Raw genomic sequence first — 17,864 nt, 5'->3', positions numbered from 1 at the left:
GGCGCCGCTTAGTCCGGAAGCACGGCGAAGGCTTTCTGCCGGTCGTAGTACGGCAGTTCCTGCTCTTGGGTCTGGGTGATCAGGCTGACCACGACCAGCTCGTCAAAAGGTTTTTTCAGGACCGCCGTCGCCACCGGTTTGGGGTTTGGCGTTGAACCAGGAGTGACCGCAGCGCCGGCAGCGGGTCTTTTTCCGGTCCGGGTTGGCCACACGCAGGATAAATAATACCCCGAGCACAATCATGGCCATTCCGGCCAGCGGGGTGATGAAGATCATGATGTAGATTCCGAACCAGAGCAGCATGGTGGCGGCGATCGCCAGCGTGTAGCCCGTCCGGGCCACGTTTTCCGAACCGCACCGCGGACATTTCTGGGCTTCTCCGTCTTGCGGGAAAAACAATCAAACCGCTCCGTTAATAAAAATCCCCTTCAGGTGGCGAGCTACACTTGCGCAGAAACCCAAGAGGCCGGTGATGAAGGCAATTGATTGGCGGGGGAGGCAGGAATCGAACCCACAACCTTCGGTTTTGGAGACCGCTGTTCTGCCAATTGAACTACTCCCCCGCACAATCTTGATTATAAGTTGCAGGGGTGAAAATGTCAAGCAAATCCTGGCTCCCAGGCTCCCAGGCGGGTTTTCGATCCGGTATACGATGGCGGGAACTAAACATACTAAGGGGCAACAAGAACAAGGGAGGGCGTTCCGTGCGTCAACGCTTTGTGCTGAGTATCATAGTCACCCTAACTGTGTTGCTCATGTTTGCCGGTCCCGCCGCCGCGGCGGGTACCGCCGAGAAAGGTCCGGAAACGGAGGCCGAGTCCGCGGTGTTGCTGGAGCCGGTGTCGGGCCAGATACTTTACGAAAAAGAACCCTACAAGGAACAGCCCATCGCCAGTGTGACCAAAATCATGACCATGCTTCTGGCCGTGGAGGCCCTGGACAGCGGGAAAGCGAAGCTTGACGACATCATCGTCACCAGCGAACACGCCGCGGGAATGGGCGGCTCCCAGATCTATCTAGCACCGCAGGAGAAAATGAGTTTCCGGGAAATGCTCATCAGTGTGGCCACCGGTTCGGCCAACGACGCCAGCGTAGCCATCGCCGAACACGTCGCCGGGAGCGAAGAGGCGTTTGTGCAGATGATGAACGACCGGGCGGCGGAACTGGGCGCAAAACACACGCACTATGTCAATCCGACGGGTTTGCCGGCCGAGGGGCATTACTCCTGCGCATACGACCAGGCGGTGATTCTCCGGGAGGCGCTGAAATATCCGCTGTTCCGGGAAGTATCGGCCATCAAGGAATATGATCTGCGCGGGGGAGAATTCAAACTCTGGAATACCAACAAGCTCCTGTGGTGGTATCCGGGGGCCGACGCGGGCAAGACCGGATGGACCAATGAAGCCAAGTACTGCCTGGCGTCCAGCGTAAAGAAAGATAACCTCCGTTTGATTGCAGTAGTGCTCGGGGTCCCGGAAACAAAAGGCCACTTCCGAGAATCCATTAAGCTTTATAACTGGGGCTTCGCCCGGTTTGAGGCGGTTGTGCTGGCCGGGGAAGGCGAACTGATCAAGACCCTGCCCGTCGATAAGGGAGTCGACACCACCGTCGACCTGATCGTGCCGCACGAGGTGTGCGTGGTGGTGCCCCGGGGAGAAAAGGAAGGCGTCGACTTCCGCGTGGAGCTGCCGTCATGGCCAGCGGCCCCCTTGAAACAGGATGAAGCGCTGGGAAGCTACGTCGTGTTGCACAACGGCAAGGAAGTGCTGCGGGTGGACATAGTGCCCGCCAAGGACGTGCCCGAGGCTTCGTTTGTCCAACAGTTCACGCGGATGGCCGAAAGAATCTGCGGCTGAGTGTCGGCCATGTTATTTTCCCCGCCCAAAATATGGAAACATTTAGCAGGAAATTCGGCCAAGCCCGGCGAAGGATCTCTGACAGCACCTGGGCGGGGAGGAGTCCAATTTGCTTACCGTTGACAACCGCGGGAATACCTTGATCGCCCGTCTCTCGGGTGAACTGGATCTCCAGGTCGCCGACGAACTCCGGACCAGGTTGGACCGTGCCCTGGACGAAACGGGTACGGCCAACCTGATATTCAACCTCGAGGCGGTTTCATTCCTTGACAGTTCGTGTCTAGGCGTGATCCTCGGCCGGTACAGGAGGATTTCGGGCGGAAACGGGGAAATGGTGTTTGTTTCCGTGCCGCCGGGAGTCCGGCGGGTACTGGAGCTGTCGGGCCTTTTGCGGATCGGCCGGGAATACGCCACCGAGGAGGAGGCCCTCGCCGAGATCGGGTAGAGGAGGACGGTCGACTTGGATTACCATAATTTTTTGCGTGTGGAGTTCTACAGTTTACCGGTAAACGTCGGGTTGGCCCGGGTGACGGTAGCCGCTTTTGCCGCGCAACTCAACTATACGGTCAGTGAACTGGATGACATCAAGGGCGCGGTGTCCGAAGCGGTTTCCAACGCCATCATCCACGGCTACGAAGGAGCGCCGGACCGGTTGGTGAAATTGATCGCCGTAGTCCGGGGGAACGAACTGGAGATCAGCGTTGAAGACGGCGGTAAAGGGATCGAAAACCTGGAAGAAGCCCTGCGCCCCGGCTATTCGAGCGGGGTTGAACGCCTCGGGCTGGGATTCTCGTTCATCCGGTCGTTCATGGACACTCTTGACGTGCAGACCGTACCCGGCCGTGGCACTAAAGTGTTGATGACCAAGCGGGCCGGACCTCCCGGTGGCCATGCGCACGCGAATTGACCTTAACGTCCCCAATCACCCCCTGCTCAAGGACCGGGAAACACGCCGCCTGCTGCGCCTATCCCAACAAGGCGATGTGTTGGCCAGGGAAACACTGATCAACGCCAACCTGAAACTGGTCTGCAACGTCATCAGGCGCTTCGAGGGTCGGGGCTACGACCCCGACGATCTGTTCCAGATCGGCTGCATCGGATTGATCAAGGCCATTGACAAGTTTGACCTCCGTTTCAAAGTGAAGTTTTCCACCTACGCCGTACCCATGATTATCGGGGAGATACGGCGTTTTCTACGGGACGACACGCCGCTGCGCGTCAGCCGGTCTTTGAAGGAGTTGGCCTGGAAAGCGCAGTCCACGCGTGAACAGCTTCAGGTGCGCCTGGACCGCGACCCCACCATCGGTGAGCTCGCCGAGGAACTGGGCATACCGCGCGAGGAACTGGTGGGTGCACTGGAGGCCGCCCAGTCTCCAACCTCGTTGTACGAAGTGCTGCACCAGGATGAAGGGGATCCGATCCACGTCATGGACCAGGTTCAGAACAAGGAGGAAAACGAAGGCGCTTGGGTGGAACGGATCGCGCTGCAAGAACTCCTGGACAGCCTGCCGGAGCGGGACCGGCGGATCGTGGTCTGGCGTTTTTTCGAGGACAAAACCCAGGCCGAAGTGGCGCGCAACCTGGGGCTCTCCCAGGTACAGGTGTCGCGGCTGGAAAGGGAGGCGCTCAGGAAACTGAAGAGCATGGCCCGGGCCAAGCCGTAAGTGCGGGAATAATCTCGGCGGCCCACCGGCATAATAAACCTGGTTTTAGGCTTTACAGCACTTATCACAGGAGGAGCAAGAAGTATGCAGGTAAAAGTGGCGGAGTTGGTGGCCCAGTCCAAGAAAAGCTGGGATGACGCGGTGCTAAGCGCGGTGGGGGAGGCCGCCCAGAAGATCGGAAACATCACCGGGGTCGAGGTGGTGAATATGACGGCCGACGTGCAGGACGGCCGGCTGATCGAGTATAAGGCCAACCTCAAAATCGCTTACACCGAGTAGCTACGGTAGCGACCGGCAAGCTTTAAGCATACGAGGTGTCAGTCTTTGAACGTGGACTTCACTAAACCGGCAGGGATTCAGCGCAAGCAGTACCGGGACTTCACCGACCGGATCAACCCTAAACCCAATGTCCTGGTGAACGTGGTCTGGGCTTTCGTGGTCGGCGGGATCATCGCCGCCATCGGTCAGGGGTTTCTGAACGCTTTTCTGGCGGCGGGGCTGCCGGTGCTGGAGTCCGGGGCAATGACGGCGGTGGTGCTGATTTTCATCGCCGCCTTCCTGACCGGGCTGGGGGTGTTCGACGACATCGCGAAGTATGCCGGCGCCGGGGTGATTGTGCCGATCACCGGTTTTGCGAACGCGATGGTGGCACCGGCCATGGAAGCCCGGAACGAAGGGTTGGTCCTCGGGGTGGGCGCGCGCCTTTTCACGGTTGCCGGCCCGGTGCTGGTTTTCGGGATTGTGGTGGCCTGGCTGACCGGGCTGTTCTATTTCTTGTTCAGATGATGGAGGATACGCATGCCTGCCGCCAAGAAGACAGGACAGCAGACGCTCGTTTTCCGGAACCCCCCGGTGATTGTGGTCAGCGGTACCGTCGTGGGCGGCAAGGAGGCCCAGGGACCGCTGGGTAAGACTTTTGACCTGGTCATCGACGACCCCTATCACGGGGAGAAGTCCTGGGAACATGCCGAGCGCCGGATGCTGGAAGACGCGGCCAAGACCGCCCTGAAAAAAGCGGGCCTTAGCCAGCAGGAAATCGACTTCTTCCTGGCCGGGGATCTGGAAAACCAGATTCTGGCCTCTTCCTTTGCGGCCTGCAGCCTAGGCATCCCCCACCTGGGGCTTTTCGGAGCCTGCTCCACCTTTTACGAGGGGATGGTGGTGGGCGCGGTGCTCATCGACGGCGGCTTCGCGGAGAAGGTGCTGGTGGCCGTGTCTTCACACTGCTGCACCGCCGAAAAGCAGTTCCGGTTCCCGACTGAGCAAGGCGTGCAGCGCTCCCTGGCCCAGAGTTGGACGGTCACCGGCGCGGGCGCGGTGATCCTGGCGTCCCAAGGGGCCGGTCCGGTCATCACCCACGCCACCGTCGGGAAGGTGATTGACCTGGGTCAGGGCGACCCCACCAACTTTGGGGCGGCGATGGCCCCCGCCGCCGCTGATACCATTGTCCGGCACTTTCAGGACACCGGGCGGCCGGCGGATTATTACGATCTGGTGGTCACCGGTGATCTGGGGATCTACGGCCGGGAATTGGCCCAGGGGCTGATCGGGGATCACGGTTACCAGGTGGAGGGCCGGTTTACCGACTGCGGGATACTCATCTACGACCACGACAAGCAGGACACCCACGCCGGGGGGAGTGGTTGCGCCTGCTCGGCGGTGGTCACCGGGGGTTATCTGCTTCAGCAAATCCAGACCGGGAAACTGCAGCGCCTGCTTGGTGTGGGCACCGGCGCGCTTTTGAACGCTGACTCCCCCAAACAGGGGGAAACCATTCCGGGAATCGGGCATGCAGTAGTGATTGAAAGACGCTAGGGAGGGAGAACCAGCCCGATGAGTTTTCTAATGGCCTTCGTGGTAGGAGGCCTGATCTGTGTGGTGGGCCAACTGCTTATGGACCTGACCAATTACAAGGTGACTCCGGCACACATCCTAGTGGGCTTTGTGACCGGGGGGGCCATACTCTCCGCCCTGGGCCTGTACCAGCCGCTGGTCGAACTGGCGGGTGCGGGAGCGCTGGTGCCTCTGACTGGTTTTGGCCACATCCTGGCCCAGGGCGCCATCCGTGGCGTGGAAAAGGACGGATTGTTCGGGGTGTTCGCCGGGGGGTTGGAAGCGGCGGCGGCCGGCATTACGGCCGCGGTGGTTTTCGGCTATTTTTTTGCCATCGTGTTCAAACCCAAGGGGTAGGTTGGTTCCAAGCCCGGGAGCCTTAAGTGGGAAAACATCTGGGTACGCCCGGAACCAGCACCGAGGTTGATTTTCCTTCTTGACTGGTCATCCAAATCCGGCTATACTTCCCATAATCATGCGGTACGAAGCCGCCAGGTTTTAATTAGACACCCGTGTTATTCATATGAATTGCATATGGAATGGAAGTGTTTAAGAGGGACCACGAAGGTTTCCGCCTTTGTGGTCTTTTTTTAATGCTTTTCAGTTCGGTAGGGAGGAGAGTAAGCAAATGTACAGGATCACCGCTATCGTGTGGCACAGCCACAGCGCCACGCTGCGGAAGGCCGCGGCGAAAGTCCGGGACCATCTTAACGTCAAGGTCTACTCCGCCCGTTACCTGCAGGAGGGGAAGGAAGATCTGGATGCCGCCCGCGCGGACTTGGCGCAATCCGACCTTATTTTCCTTTATCGTTCAACGGGCGAGACCGTCTGGGAAGAGCTTGAGGGCTTAATACGGGAACTTGACCGGCCGGTGGTCTGCGTAGCCCATGACCCAGCGCTCTGGGTGCTGTCGACGGTTCCGCCCGAGGTAGTGACCAAATGCTACGCCTATATCGTGCAGAACGGGGAAGAGAACTTCGCCCGGATGCTCCGCTACGCAGCGGCGGTAGTCCTCGGGGCGCCCTTTGTAGCGGAGGAGCCGCTGGTCCACCCGTGGGAGGGGATCTACCACCCCGACGCGCCCGAATACTTTGTTGCGGTGGAGGATTACCTGGACTGGTACCAGCGGCGGGTCCCCATGGTGGGGCTTCTTTTCGCCCGCCACCAGTGGGTCAATAACACCCTGGCCGTGGAGAACGCCCTCATCCGGGCGCTGGAGGCCAAGAGCCTGGGGGTCATCCCGGTCTTTTGCTACTCGCTTAGGGACGAAGGCTTGGGCACCAAGGGGTCCGGCGAGGTGGTCCGGGAGTATTTTCTGGGGGCGGACAGTCGGCCGCGCATCGCGGGCCTGGTGAAACTGCTTCCCTTCTTCCTTTCGGCGCGTGCCAGGACGGACGACTTCCTGCGGGAGGGCGTGGCCGCCTCCGGCATAGAACTGTTGAAGCAGCTCGGCGTGCCGGTCTTCCAACCCGTCGTCTCCTTCTACAAGACGATTGATGAGTGGGCGGCCGACCCGCAAGGCTTGAGCCAGGATCTCTCCTGGTGTGTGGCCCTGCCGGAGTTCGAAGGGGTCATCGAGCCGGTCTTCCTGGGCGCGGCCCGCAGGGAGGGGGATCTCGAGGTCAGGCAGCCGGTATCCGAGCGCGTGGAGCGCATCGCCGACCGGGTGGCCATGTGGGTTCGCGTAGGGAAAAAGCCGGCGGCCGAACGCCGGGTGGCCTTCGTCCTGCACAACAACCCGTGCGCCTCGGTCGAGGCCACGGTGGGCAGCGGGGCCAACCTGGACACGTTGGAGAGCGTGGCCCGCATCCTGAAACGGATGCAAGAGGCCGGGTACACAGTCGAGCCGCCGGCGAGCGGAAAAGAACTTATCGATACCATTATGAACCGCAAGGCCGTTTCCGAGTTCCGTTGGACCACCACGGACGAGATCGTTAGTAAGGGCGGGGCCCTGAAGCTGATGCCCGCCGAGGAGTACAGGGAGTGGTTCGATACGCTTTCGCCCAAGGTGAAAGAGCGGCTGATCGATGCCTGGGGGAACCCGCCGGGCGAGCCGAAGAACGGCGTCCCCGCGGCCATGGTCCACGGTGGCCAAATCGTTATTACCGGCGTCCGGTATGGGAATGCTGTGGTCTGTGTGCAGCCCAAGCGCGGCTGCGCCGGCGCCCGCTGCGACGGGCAGGTCTGCAAGATCCTGCACGACCCGGACATCCCCCCGCCGCACCAGTACCTGGCCACCTACCAGTGGCTGGAGCGGGGGTTTGGCGCCGATGCAGTCGTTCACGTGGGCACGCACGGGAACCTGGAATTCCTGCCGGGAAAGGGTGTGGGGCTGTCGGGTGACTGCTGTCCGGATCTTGCCATCGGGGTGCTGCCACACCTCTACATTTATAACGCCGACAACCCGCCGGAGGGCACCATCGCTAAGAGAAGAAGCTACGCCACTTTGGTGGACCACATGCAAACGGTCTTTACCCAAGGCGGGCTCTACGACGAGCTGGCCGAACTTGACCGGTATCTTGAGGAGTACGAGCGGGCGCGGGTGACCGACCCGGCCCGCGCCCACACCCTTGAGCACTTAATCATGGAGGAGATCAAAAAGGCCAACCTCGACAAGCAGATTCCGCTCGACGGCGGGCACGAGAACTTTGCGGCCGTGGTGGATAAAGCCCATGCGGTACTCTCCGTTATTCGCAACACGCAAATCCAGGACGGCCAGCACATCTTCGGCGAAATTCCGCAGGGGGAGCGGCGCATAGACTTCCTGAACGCGATCCTGCGGTACGACGCCGGAGAAGAGGTTTCGCTCCGGCGGACGGTGGCCAGACTTATGGGTCTCGAACTGGCCGAGCTTCTCGCTGACCAGGGGCGTTTTTCCATGAGACATGGCAAGTCTCACGGAGCGCTTCTGGAGAGGATCGCCGCGGCCTGTAAGGCCTTCATTGGTATCTTCCTCAAAGGGCGGCCCGTTGCGGGTGACGATCTGGCTGCGGTGCTTGGCGAGGATCTTTTGGTCCCGGAGCGCCTTGAAGAGTTGAACGCACTCCTGCCCCGCGTCCTCGACCTCAACCAGCGTGTAGAAGCCTCCCACGAAATCGAGGCGCTCCTTGACGGCTTTGCGGGACGCTACATCCCCGCCGGCCCGTCGGGGCTCATCACCCGCGGCCGGGACGACGTCCTGCCCACGGGCCGCAACTTTTATTCCCTTGACCCCCACCGGGTGCCCACCAGGGCGGCCTGGGAGGTGGGGAAGCGCCTGGCCGAGAAGGTGCTGGCGAAGCACCTTACCGAAGAGGGGCGCTACCCGGAGAATGTTGCCCTCTACTGGATGTGCAACGACATTATGTGGGCCGACGGCGAGGGCCTAGGGCAGATGTTCTACCTCCTGGGCGTACGGCCGAAGTGGCTTCCGAACGGCCGGGTAGCTGGCGTGGAAGTCATTTCCCTTAAGGAGCTCGGCCGGCCCCGCATCGACCTGACCGTCCGGGTTTCCGGGATCACCCGGGACAACTTCCCCAACTGCGTGGAGTTGTTGGACGAGGCCATCCAGACGGTGGCGGCGCTGTATGAGCCGCCAGAGAAGAATTTCGTCCGCAAGCACACCCTGGCGCAACTGGACGGGACGGCTGAAGATCCCCAGGCCTGGCGGGACGCTACCCTGCGTATCTTCGCCTCCAAACCAGGCACCTACCAGGCCGGTGTTAACCTGGCGGTCTACGCTTCGGCCTGGAAAGAGGAAAAGGACCTGGCGGACGTCTTCGTCTACTGGAACGGCTACGCTTACGGTAAAGGCGTTTTCGGCAAAGAGGCTTTTGGGCAGTTGCAGGCCAGCCTCAAGACGGTGGACGTTACCTACAACAAGGTGGTTTCCGATGAGCACGACCTCTTCGGCTGCTGCTGCTACTTTGGTGCCCACGGCGGCATGACCGCCGCGGCGCGGGTAGCTTCTGGTAAAGATGTCCGCACCTACTACGGTGATACCCGCGAGCCAGAGCACGTGGAGGTGCGCACCCTGGCCGACGAGATCCGGCGGGTGGTCCGGACGAAGCTTTTGAACCCGAAGTGGATCGAGGGGCAGAAGCGCCACGGCTACAAGGGGGCCGGTGACATGTCCAAACGCGTCGGCCGCGTCTACGGTTGGGAGGCTTCCACCCGCGAGGTGGACGACTGGATCTTCGACGACATTACGCGGACCTTCGTGCTCGACGAGGAGAACCGGAGGTTCTTTGAGGAGCACAACCCCTGGGCGCTCGAGGAGATCGCCCGGCGGCTGCTCGAAGCGGCGAATCGCGGCCTCTGGGACGCCGAACCCGAGATGCTGGAGAGACTCAAGGATGCTTACCTCGAGATCGAGGGGTGGCTGGAGGAGCGAATGGGCGACGTCAAGGGCGACTTCCAGGGCGGCGCCATCGACATCCTGACCGCCGAAGAAGTGGCCGACTGGGGCGCGAAGATGCGGGAGATCAAGGCGAAGCTGGGGAGTTAGACAATTAAGTTTTCTTTAAGAATTTTTACAGGAGGTGTTTTTACTATGCGGAGGTACTGGATGGTTTTGTGGGCGGTGGTATTGGCAGCGGTGCTCTTGGCAGCCGGGGTTTTGCCTGCAGTGGCTGCGCAGCAGAAGAGAATTACGGTTACGGAGTATTTTGTCACCCCCCAAGGTGAGATAGAAAAGCGCGCGGTCCGGGTGCCCTGCCCGCCCAACCGGGTGGTGGTTCTGGGTGCTTATCCGGCGGAGATGTTAAAGGCTCTCGGGGTAGAAAAAGCGGTGATTGCGGTTGATGAACACACTAAGAATAAAACGCAGTGGCCAGAATACGTCTTGAAAGTTCCAGATGTGGGAAGATCTTTTACCCCCAGCGTGGAAAAGATTATCGCGCTCAAACCGGACCTGGTCATCGAAGGTTTTATGAGGCCCGAACTCAGGAGTCAACTTACACGTGCCGGGATTCCGGTGCTTAAGATTTACGGCTTTAGGACTGAGCTTATCCCCACGGAAATCCGTACCCTGGGCCTGATTTTCGATTGCCGGGCACGAGCCAACAGCTATGCGGCCTATATCGAAAAACAATGGAACACGGTAAAGGAGCGAACCAAAAACCTCACTTCCCGGCAAAAGCCTAAGGTCTACTGGGAGTCCAGTTTGGGTGACTGGAGAACGTTCGGTCCCGGTTCAGGGGCCCACCCGCTCATCGTCTGGGCTGGAGGAATCAACATCGCCGCCGAGCAGAGGCTTTCTTACCCGACAGTCACGCCGGAATGGGTAGCAGCGAAGAACCCGGACGTCATTATCAAGTACCTCAAACGGGAACAAGCTGGTTGGACGATAGAGGGAACAAAAGAAGACATGCAGAGGCTGGAGGAGCTCCGGCGGCAGATTATGACTCGGCCGGCGCTGAGGCATACCAACGCTGTAAAGCATGGCCGGGTCTACCTGATTTCGGATCTCATTTCCTGTGCGCCCCGCGGGGCGGCGGGCGAGTACTACATTGCCAAGTGGCTGCACCCGGAGCTCTTCCGGGACGTAAACCCGGAGGCGGTGCACCGGGAGATGCTCAAGAAGTTTTACGGAGAGGAGCTTAGAGGCGTATGGGTTACCCGCCGCTGAAGTGAGTGGCGTGGCCCAGGAAGTCAACGTTGCCACGATAAGAGCCACCTACTCCCGGCACACTGGGCGCAAGGCCTTGCTGGTGGCAGTCCTGCTCGGCCTCACTGGCGCCACCGCCCTGGTGGCCACCGCCGTGGGCGCGGCCGGCATAAGCGTCGCCGACGTCTGGCGCGTGGTGCTGGCGCACCTGGGCATAAAAGTGACCCCGGCGAGTGATCTTGCGCAGACGGTGGTCTGGGAGATCCGCCTACCCCGCATCCTGCTGGCGGTCATCGCCGGGATGGCCTTGGGCGGGGCTGGGGCGGTGATGCAGGGGGTGCTGCGCAACCCCCTGGTCTCGCCCTACACGATGGGGCTCTCGAGCGGTGCGGCCTTCGGGGCGGCTCTGGCCATCGTGCTGGGGACGGGCTTGGTGGGTGGGAACTACCTCGACGTATCGCGCTGGCTCATTGTTACCAACGCCTTCATCTTCGGGGGGTTGACGACTTTATTTGCTTTCTCGTTGGCGCGATTCAAGGGGATGTCGCCCGAGATCCTTGTTCTGGGTGGGGTGGCCATTGGGTACCTCTTTCAGGCAGGCGTTTCCCTGTTGAAATATATTTCCAACAACGATGCCCTGAAAGAACTTGTCGTCTGGTTGATGGGCGGCTTCTGGGGGGCAAACTGGCAGACGGTGGGACTCTTAGCCCCGGTGGTTCTGGGGTGCATGGCCGGACTCCTGCTGTACGCCTGGGACCTCAACGTTCTGGGGGCGGGGGAGGAAGTGGCGGCCAGCCTGGGGATCAAGGTGGGCTGGCTGCGGGTTTATACCCTGACCTTAGCCACGCTTGCTGCAGCGGCTACGGTGGCCTTCACCGGCATCATCGGGTTTGTCTGCCTGGTGGGGCCGCACATTTGCCGGATGCTGGTGGGCAGCGATAACCGGTTTTTAATCCCCTGTTCCTGCCTGATGGGGGCGGTCTTGCTGCTTTTGGCCGATACCCTGGCGCGGACCATCATTGCACCCACCGAACTGCCGGTGGGGATTATCACCGCCCTGATGGGCTCCCCCTTTTTCATCTACCTGCTAATTAAGAAACGGCGGCAGTGGTGGGGGTGAAAAAAGAGGAAAAAAGAGTTTGTAGTTGGGATGTTTGGATTTGGAGGACGAGGAGGGTCTGCGATGCTAAAGAGTAAGAAAGTAGTGCATTTCTGGTTACTAACGGCATTTCTCTTGGCCTTACTGGGTGGAAAGGGCATTCTTCCGGCGGAGGCGGCGATCACCATAACAATTGACGGCGAGAGGCTTTCCGGCGATACGCCGCCGGTGATTGAAGGGGGCTACACGCTCGTACCGCTCCGGACGATCTTCGAGGCGCTCGGGGCAGAAGTGCACTGGGACGAGAAGACCCGTACCGTCACGGGTAGTAAGGGAACCGCTACCGTCAAACTGGTCATAGGGGAGAAAACGGCTTACGTCAGCGGTAAGCCCGTGACTCTCGATGTGGCGGGCAAGATGATCAATGGCCGGACGATGGTGCCCCTGCGCTTTATCGGCGAAGCGCTCGGCGCCAAGGTCGATTGGAACGGCGCGCAACGCATGGTGGTCATCCGCACCGACAGGGGCAGTGCTCCGGCGGTGATCCGCACCGATGAGGGCAGTGCTCCGGCGGCACAGAGGCGGATCACCATCAAAGATTCCCACGGCCGGACGGTGCGCGTTCCATCGCCTCCGAAACGGATCGTCTCAGTCAACTCGGACGTCACCGAGCTTATCTACGCTCTTGGCTTGCAGGACAGAATTGTCGGCGTTTCGGATACGGCGGACTTTCCACCTCCGGTCAAAGACAAGCCGAAGGTGGGCAGATCTTTCACCCCGAGCGTCGAGAGAATCCTAGCCCTCAAGCCCGACGTGGTCTTCGGCTACGGCAAGTTTTTGAAGCCCGAGATCGTGGCGCAGCTTGAGCGTTCCGGCGTGCCGGTGGTGCTGCTGGACTGTTACAAAATCGAAACGATGGCACAGGACATCCGGACCCTGGGGCTGATCCTCAACCGGCAGAAGAAGGCCGAAGCCTACGTCGCCTACTTCGAAAAGTACCGGAAAATGTTTGAGGAGCGGACCAAGAACATCCCGCTCGCCAAGCGGCCGCGGGTCTACTTGGAGCTGTATTCGGACTACGTGGGGAGCGGTCCGGGTTCCGGCGGCGGCCAGATGCTGGGCGCGGTAGGGGTGCAAAACATCGCGGAGGATTTACGGGTACCCTTTCCGAAGGTGAACCCGGAATGGGTAGTGGCGCAGGACCCGCAGGTGATCATTAAGGCTTGTGGAACGGCCATTCCCTCAGGGTATGGCGAAGGAGCGGACGCCATGGTGAAAAAGCGAAGGGAGATGATGCGGCGTCCGGGGTGGGATAGAATCACCGCCGTGCGGCAGGGGAAGGTCTACCTCCTATCCAGCGAGATTTACACCGGTCCGCGGGCGATCGTCGGCATGGCCTACTTCGCCAAGTGGGTTTACCCGGACGCTTTTAAGGATGTCAATCCGGAGGCCATCCATCAGGAAATGCTACAGAAGTTCCACGGGATCGAGGTTAAGGGGGCTTATGTTTATCCGGAATAATTGCGATCGGTGCCTCCAAGGCGCCGCCAGATTCTGATTATTTAATTGATTGATCTGACTTATTTAAGGAGGTTCTCGTTATTTATGAAGCGTTCACATTGCATGTTGCTGAGCTTGGCGATATCTCTCAGCTTGGCCTTGGCCTTTGCCGGTACCGCTTTCGCGGCCACCACGAACTCGGCGCTCTGGCGCCCGAACGTGAGTCCGGAGAGCACAGCGCAGCTCGGTTCCTTGCGCATTTTGGAAAGTGCCGGAGGGAGTCTAAAAGAAGGCGACTGGGTGAACATCAGCCTACCTTCATATGTCGAGTTGGAGCGGTTTAGGGTTGGCACGGGAACTTCTACTGCTACGGATCTGATCATTATTTCTCCTCCGGTTACGGTGGATGTTTCCGATGCCGGTTTCACTGTTTCTACGGTAGCAAATACGGTTTACGCCTTTGGCCAGGAGGCTCCGCTCAAGGCAGGAGAGTTAAATATAGCTGTGCTGAGTAAAAATAGCTTTAACCTCATAGTTAGAAAAGCCTGGAGTCCTTTCACTACATTAACTTTAAGGGCGGTTGTTTCGTTCGATCGGGTCAAGATCGGGCCCGTAACTCCTGAAGACCTCGAAACCTCCGACATTAGGGTCACGCTCGACGCGCCCTCGACCTCCGGTTTCTCTTCCGGAACGGTGGCCGTGGGCACGCTCCTTACGGCTGCCGGGAGCACCATCACCGCGGCTGCGCCGACCAATATCACCGATGTTGGGGGGAAGATCGCCGACATCACCCTGAAGGAAGACGTGGCCGGGGCGCTGAAAAAGAACGATGGCGTTTTCCCTCAAGGTAACACGGTGAAGCTCGTTTTGAGTCCCGGCTTCACCTGGGACGCCGTGACTCTCATCCCGCAGGGGGGATTCGCCAGTGGTAGTGTCGGTTATGCCGTTCATACCGAGAAGGACGGGCGTAGCGCGCTTTACTTAGAGATTAAAACGGCCACCGCTGATCGCCCCGGGCAATTAGTCATCAAAGAAGCCTCGGTCAAGGCGAACGAGCCCTTCAGCACGGTCCGTGATGTGAAGGTCACCTACGGCGGGACCAACCCCGGCGTGGGCGGCGAGAAAATAGCCGAGGTGACGGTGGCCAAGTACCTCGTGTCCGGGTTGACGTCCGCGGCCAAAAGCACCCTCGACGCGGTGGCCGGTAGGAAAAACCAGCAGATCGGGAACTTCACCATCGCCGAAGGGATGCCGGGGGACCTGCCCAGCGGGAGATTGATCAGCCTTACTCTCCCCGAGGGGGCGAAGTGGAACCGGCGGCCTGATGTCACCCGTGAGGCAGGCAATGGCCAGCTTGTTTACCACAGCACGCGCGACGAGGGGCGGACGCTGGTTTACTCCGTCTCCCAGGGTAGCACCAGCCGGACGGTCTTCTGCTTCAAGAACGCCACCGTGGACCTGGCGGTGTCTGTGCCGGAGGAGTTGAAGGTCACGGTAAAGGGCCCCGGTATTGAGGAGAGTGTCGCCGTGGCCAACGTCCAGGCGCCGGTAACGCTTTCCGCCGGGGGCGGCACGGTTCGGATCGGAGTACGGGAGCAGCCGGTGGGGGTGATTACCATCCAGGAGAACCTGGTCGGGGCGCTGCGGGCGCGCGACGCCGCCGGGAACCGGGCGGTCTTGAAGCTCACTCTGCCCTCAGGGGTGTACTTCGCCCGGAAACCCACGGTGGCGGTGACGGCGGGGGATCTCGAGCTTGGTGACGACATAAGACTTGAGGATAACGACCGTACGCTGGTCATTCCGGTGAAGCTCTCGAGCGCAACCACGGTGGAGAAGCCGGCCACCACCGGTGGAGAGAGCGGCGCCGAGAATACCACCGGCACGGTTTCGGAGCAGGTGGGGAGCACGCTCACCGTGAAGGAGATTCTTCTCACGGTGGACCGCATGGCGCCGGATGGAGACATCACCGTCAAGGTAACCGGCAGCGCCCTAAGCGAAACGTCGGGCCTCTTTTCTCCGTCATTTAACGAACTGGCCTTGGTCCTGGCCCGGATCGCCGAAAAAACCGAAAAGACGGTCAGGCCGGAGGCGGTCTTTACCATCGGCAGCAAGAAATACCGGGTCGGGAACGAAGAAAGGGAGATGGACGTAGAGCCCTACATCAAGAACGGCAGGACCTACGCCCCGATACGTTACCTGGCCGATGCGGCGGGGATCGCCGACAGCTTCATCCTTTGGAGCGCGCAGGACCGGACCGTGACGGTCATCGTTCCCGGGGGACGGGTAGTCCAGTTCAGAGTGGGGCAAAAGGCCTATCTGTTACAGGGCGTACCCATCTCTATCGACGTGGCGCCGGAGATCGTCAACGGCCGGGTGATGCTCCCTTACCGGTTTGTGTCCCAGGCGCTCGGGCTCGAAGCCCGTTGGGACGCTGAAACCCGGCAGGTGGTTATCCGTTAGCCCGGATGGTGAATGCGTCGGTGGGGGCAAAACAGATGCGAAGCATCAACATCAGTTGCGCAGGAGAGAGCATTATGCGGCTTCAGGTTAAGGGGGTCTCCTTCGCCTACGGGAGTGCTCCGGTTCTGGATAACGTCGCGTTTAGGGTGCGGGCCGGGGAGACACTGGGGGTGGTGGGGCCGAACGGCTCCGGGAAGTCGACGCTCCTGCGCTGCCTGGCACGGGTGCTGAGGCCCCGTGTGGGTACGGTTCTCCTGGACGGGAAGAACCTCGCCTCCCTGCGCGGGAGGGAGATCGGCCGGTGTTTGGGGTACGTGCCGCCGCCGGGCACGGGGCAGGCCTTTCCCTGCACCGTGCTGGAAACGGTGCTCCACGGGCGCCGTCCCTATGTTACGTGGGGGGTTAGCCAACACGATCTGGCGGTGGCGGCTGGCGCGCTGGGCTACCTAGGTCTCACCGGCCTGGCGGAACGGCAGCTCAACGAGCTCTCGAGCGGCCAGCGGCAGAAGGTGCTCATCGCCCGTGCCCTGGCTCAGGAGCCGGAGGTTTTTCTGCTGGATGAGCCCACGGCCACGCTGGACATCCGCTACCAGCTCGAGGTCCTGGCCCTGATAAAGGACTTTGTCACGAAACAGGGACGGGTGGCGGTGTTTGTCCTGCACGACCTGAACCTGGCGAGCCGCTTTGCTGACCGGATCCTGCTGCTCGGCGAAGGGCGGATTTGTGCCGCCGGCGTTCCTAATGAGGTGTTCACGCCGGAAAACGTGCGCGCGGTCTACGGGGTGGATGCGGTGGTAACCGAAACCCCGTGGGGTCTCCAGGTAACTCCGGTGGCGCCGGTGGGCGCGCCGGCGGGAGAGGAAGTCACGGAAGGGCCGAAGGCGGCGGTACGGCCGTGAGTGACGGGAAAACCCGCAAGGGTACAGTGTCTTTGTCTGTTGGACAGCAGGCGGCCGCGGCCCTTTCCTCGCCGGATGGGGAGCCCGCGGTTCCGGAGATGGCGTGGCCCGAAGCGGCGGCCCTAGTGGTGCGGCAGGTGGCCAAGCGGTACGGCCCGGTCACCGCGGTGGACGGGGTGAGCTTCGTCGTCCGCCGGGGCGAGATCTTCGGGCTTTTGGGCCCCAACGGGGCCGGCAAGACCACGCTCATCCGGATGCTCACCACGCTCACGCGGCCCACGGCGGGGGAACTCTTTGTGGGCGGGGAAAGTGTGTCTAAAAACCCGGTGGCGGTGAAGAAGCTCATCGGCGTGGTGCCGCAGGTGAACAACCTGGAGCGGGAGCTGACGGGCCGGGAGAACCTGGTACTCCACGCGCTTCTTCACCGCATGCCCCGGGGCGACCGCGACCGGCGGGTTCAGGAACTCCTGGACTACGTGGGTCTGGACGGCCGGGCAGACGACCGCGTCCAGCACTACTCCGGCGGAATGGCCCGGCGGCTTCTCATTGCGCGGGCGCTCATGCACCGGCCGCCCATTCTGTTCCTGGATGAGCCAACGGTGGGGCTCGACCCGCAGACCCGGCGAAAGATCTGGGATCTGATCCAGGTCATGAACCGCAGCGGCGTCACGGTGCTGCTCACCACCCACTATATTGAAGAGGCGGATAGCCTCTGCCACCGTGTCGGGATCATCGACCGGGGAAAGCTGATCGCCCTGGGGACGCCGCGGGAGTTGAAGGACAGGCTGGGTTCATTCTGTGTGGAGTGTTTTGCCGGGGAGGGCACGCGGCGGGTCTTTTTCCCCGCGCGCCAGGACGCCAAGGCGCACGCCGGCACCCTTGCCGGCGATGTAACCGTCCGGCGCACGAATCTGGAGGACGTCTTTGTGGAGCTCACGGGCCGGGAGATCCGGGGCGGGTAGGAGG

At 61.0% G+C, this 17,864-nt stretch carries 17 protein-coding genes and 1 tRNA gene; 15 read left to right on the top strand and 3 right to left on the bottom strand.

Going from position 1 to position 17,864, the window contains the following annotated elements:
- Positions 1–8 precede the first annotated feature (8 nt).
- The 3 genes from DAUD_RS12940 to DAUD_RS06195 all read right to left on the bottom strand — a co-directional run bounded on the left by DAUD_RS12940 (position 9) and on the right by DAUD_RS06195 (position 563).
- Positions 9–134 (bottom strand): hypothetical protein, encoded by a 126-nt coding sequence (locus DAUD_RS12940; protein WP_278183765.1) that lies wholly within the window; start codon positions 132–134, stop codon positions 9–11.
- Positions 103–399 (bottom strand): hypothetical protein, encoded by a 297-nt coding sequence (locus DAUD_RS06200; protein WP_012302325.1) that lies wholly within the window; start codon positions 397–399, stop codon positions 103–105. Before DAUD_RS06200 ends, DAUD_RS12940 begins: the two co-directional genes overlap by 32 nt.
- An 88-nt stretch (positions 400–487) precedes the next feature.
- A tRNA-Trp gene (locus tag DAUD_RS06195) sits at positions 488–563 on the bottom strand.
- 141 nt (positions 564–704) lie between these two features.
- Here DAUD_RS06195 and DAUD_RS06190 point away from each other — a divergent pair.
- The 15 genes from DAUD_RS06190 (at position 705) to DAUD_RS06120 (ending at position 17,860) form a co-directional block, all read left to right on the top strand.
- The gene (locus tag DAUD_RS06190) at positions 705–1,856 is read left to right on the top strand and encodes a D-alanyl-D-alanine carboxypeptidase family protein (RefSeq protein ID WP_041570851.1); all 1,152 of its coding nucleotides are present in this window, start codon (positions 705–707) and stop codon (positions 1,854–1,856) included.
- A gap of 109 nt (positions 1,857–1,965) precedes the next feature.
- Positions 1,966–2,301, top strand: a complete 336-nt coding sequence (locus tag DAUD_RS06185) for an STAS domain-containing protein (protein WP_012302323.1) — start codon at positions 1,966–1,968, stop codon at positions 2,299–2,301.
- Positions 2,302–2,316: 15 nt separating this feature from the next.
- Positions 2,317–2,763, top strand: coding sequence for an anti-sigma F factor (spoIIAB, locus tag DAUD_RS06180; protein ID WP_012302322.1), 447 nt, complete (start codon positions 2,317–2,319; stop codon positions 2,761–2,763).
- Entirely contained in the window at positions 2,747–3,520 is a 774-nt protein-coding gene (sigF, locus tag DAUD_RS06175) for an RNA polymerase sporulation sigma factor SigF (protein WP_012302321.1), read from the top strand. The genes spoIIAB and sigF overlap by 17 nt, the downstream gene beginning before the upstream one ends.
- 84 nt (positions 3,521–3,604) lie before the next feature.
- Positions 3,605–3,799 carry a dodecin family protein gene (locus tag DAUD_RS06170; protein WP_012302320.1) on the top strand — a complete coding sequence of 65 codons (195 nt, stop codon included), beginning with the start codon at positions 3,605–3,607 and terminating at the stop codon, positions 3,797–3,799.
- A 51-nt stretch (positions 3,800–3,850) separates the two neighbouring features.
- A complete protein-coding gene (spoVAC, locus tag DAUD_RS06165; RefSeq protein WP_166485131.1) occupies positions 3,851–4,306 on the top strand; it encodes a stage V sporulation protein AC in 456 nt (151 codons plus the stop codon).
- A 12-nt stretch (positions 4,307–4,318) separates the two neighbouring features.
- Entirely contained in the window at positions 4,319–5,335 is a 1,017-nt protein-coding gene (spoVAD, locus tag DAUD_RS06160) for a stage V sporulation protein AD (protein WP_012302318.1), read from the top strand.
- A gap of 18 nt (positions 5,336–5,353) precedes the next feature.
- Entirely contained in the window at positions 5,354–5,710 is a 357-nt protein-coding gene (gene spoVAE / locus DAUD_RS06155; protein WP_012302317.1) for a stage V sporulation protein AE, read from the top strand.
- A 271-nt stretch (positions 5,711–5,981) separates the two neighbouring features.
- Positions 5,982–9,839 (top strand): cobaltochelatase subunit CobN, encoded by a 3,858-nt coding sequence (gene cobN / locus DAUD_RS06150; protein ID WP_012302316.1) that lies wholly within the window; start codon positions 5,982–5,984, stop codon positions 9,837–9,839.
- Positions 9,840–9,884: 45 nt separating this feature from the next.
- Positions 9,885–10,961: an ABC transporter substrate-binding protein gene (locus DAUD_RS06145; RefSeq protein WP_012302315.1), complete on the top strand. Its 1,077-nt coding sequence runs from the start codon at positions 9,885–9,887 to the stop codon at positions 10,959–10,961.
- 10 nt (positions 10,962–10,971) lie between these two features.
- On the top strand, positions 10,972–12,060 hold the full coding sequence (locus DAUD_RS06140; RefSeq protein ID WP_012302314.1) for a FecCD family ABC transporter permease: 1,089 nt from the start codon (positions 10,972–10,974) through the stop codon (positions 12,058–12,060).
- 63 nt (positions 12,061–12,123) lie between these two features.
- Positions 12,124–13,560 carry a stalk domain-containing protein gene (locus tag DAUD_RS06135; protein WP_012302313.1) on the top strand — a complete coding sequence of 479 codons (1,437 nt, stop codon included), beginning with the start codon at positions 12,124–12,126 and terminating at the stop codon, positions 13,558–13,560.
- A gap of 84 nt (positions 13,561–13,644) precedes the next feature.
- Positions 13,645–15,999 (top strand): copper amine oxidase N-terminal domain-containing protein, encoded by a 2,355-nt coding sequence (locus DAUD_RS06130; protein ID WP_012302312.1) that lies wholly within the window; start codon positions 13,645–13,647, stop codon positions 15,997–15,999.
- Positions 16,000–16,034: 35 nt separating this feature from the next.
- On the top strand, positions 16,035–16,898 hold the full coding sequence (locus DAUD_RS06125) for an ABC transporter ATP-binding protein (RefSeq protein ID WP_242647830.1): 864 nt from the start codon (positions 16,035–16,037) through the stop codon (positions 16,896–16,898).
- The gene (locus DAUD_RS06120) at positions 16,895–17,860 is read left to right on the top strand and encodes an ABC transporter ATP-binding protein (protein WP_320408578.1); all 966 of its coding nucleotides are present in this window, start codon (positions 16,895–16,897) and stop codon (positions 17,858–17,860) included. Before DAUD_RS06125 ends, DAUD_RS06120 begins: the two co-directional genes overlap by 4 nt.
- The last annotated feature ends 4 nt before the right edge of the window (positions 17,861–17,864 follow it).

The organism is Candidatus Desulforudis audaxviator MP104C (assembly GCF_000018425.1).
In the GTDB taxonomy this organism is placed as follows: Bacteria; Bacillota; Desulfotomaculia; order Desulfotomaculales; family Desulforudaceae; genus Desulforudis; species Desulforudis audaxviator.
The sequence above is the reverse complement of the archived record's forward strand: the minus strand, read 5'-3'. Positions and strand labels throughout refer to the sequence as shown.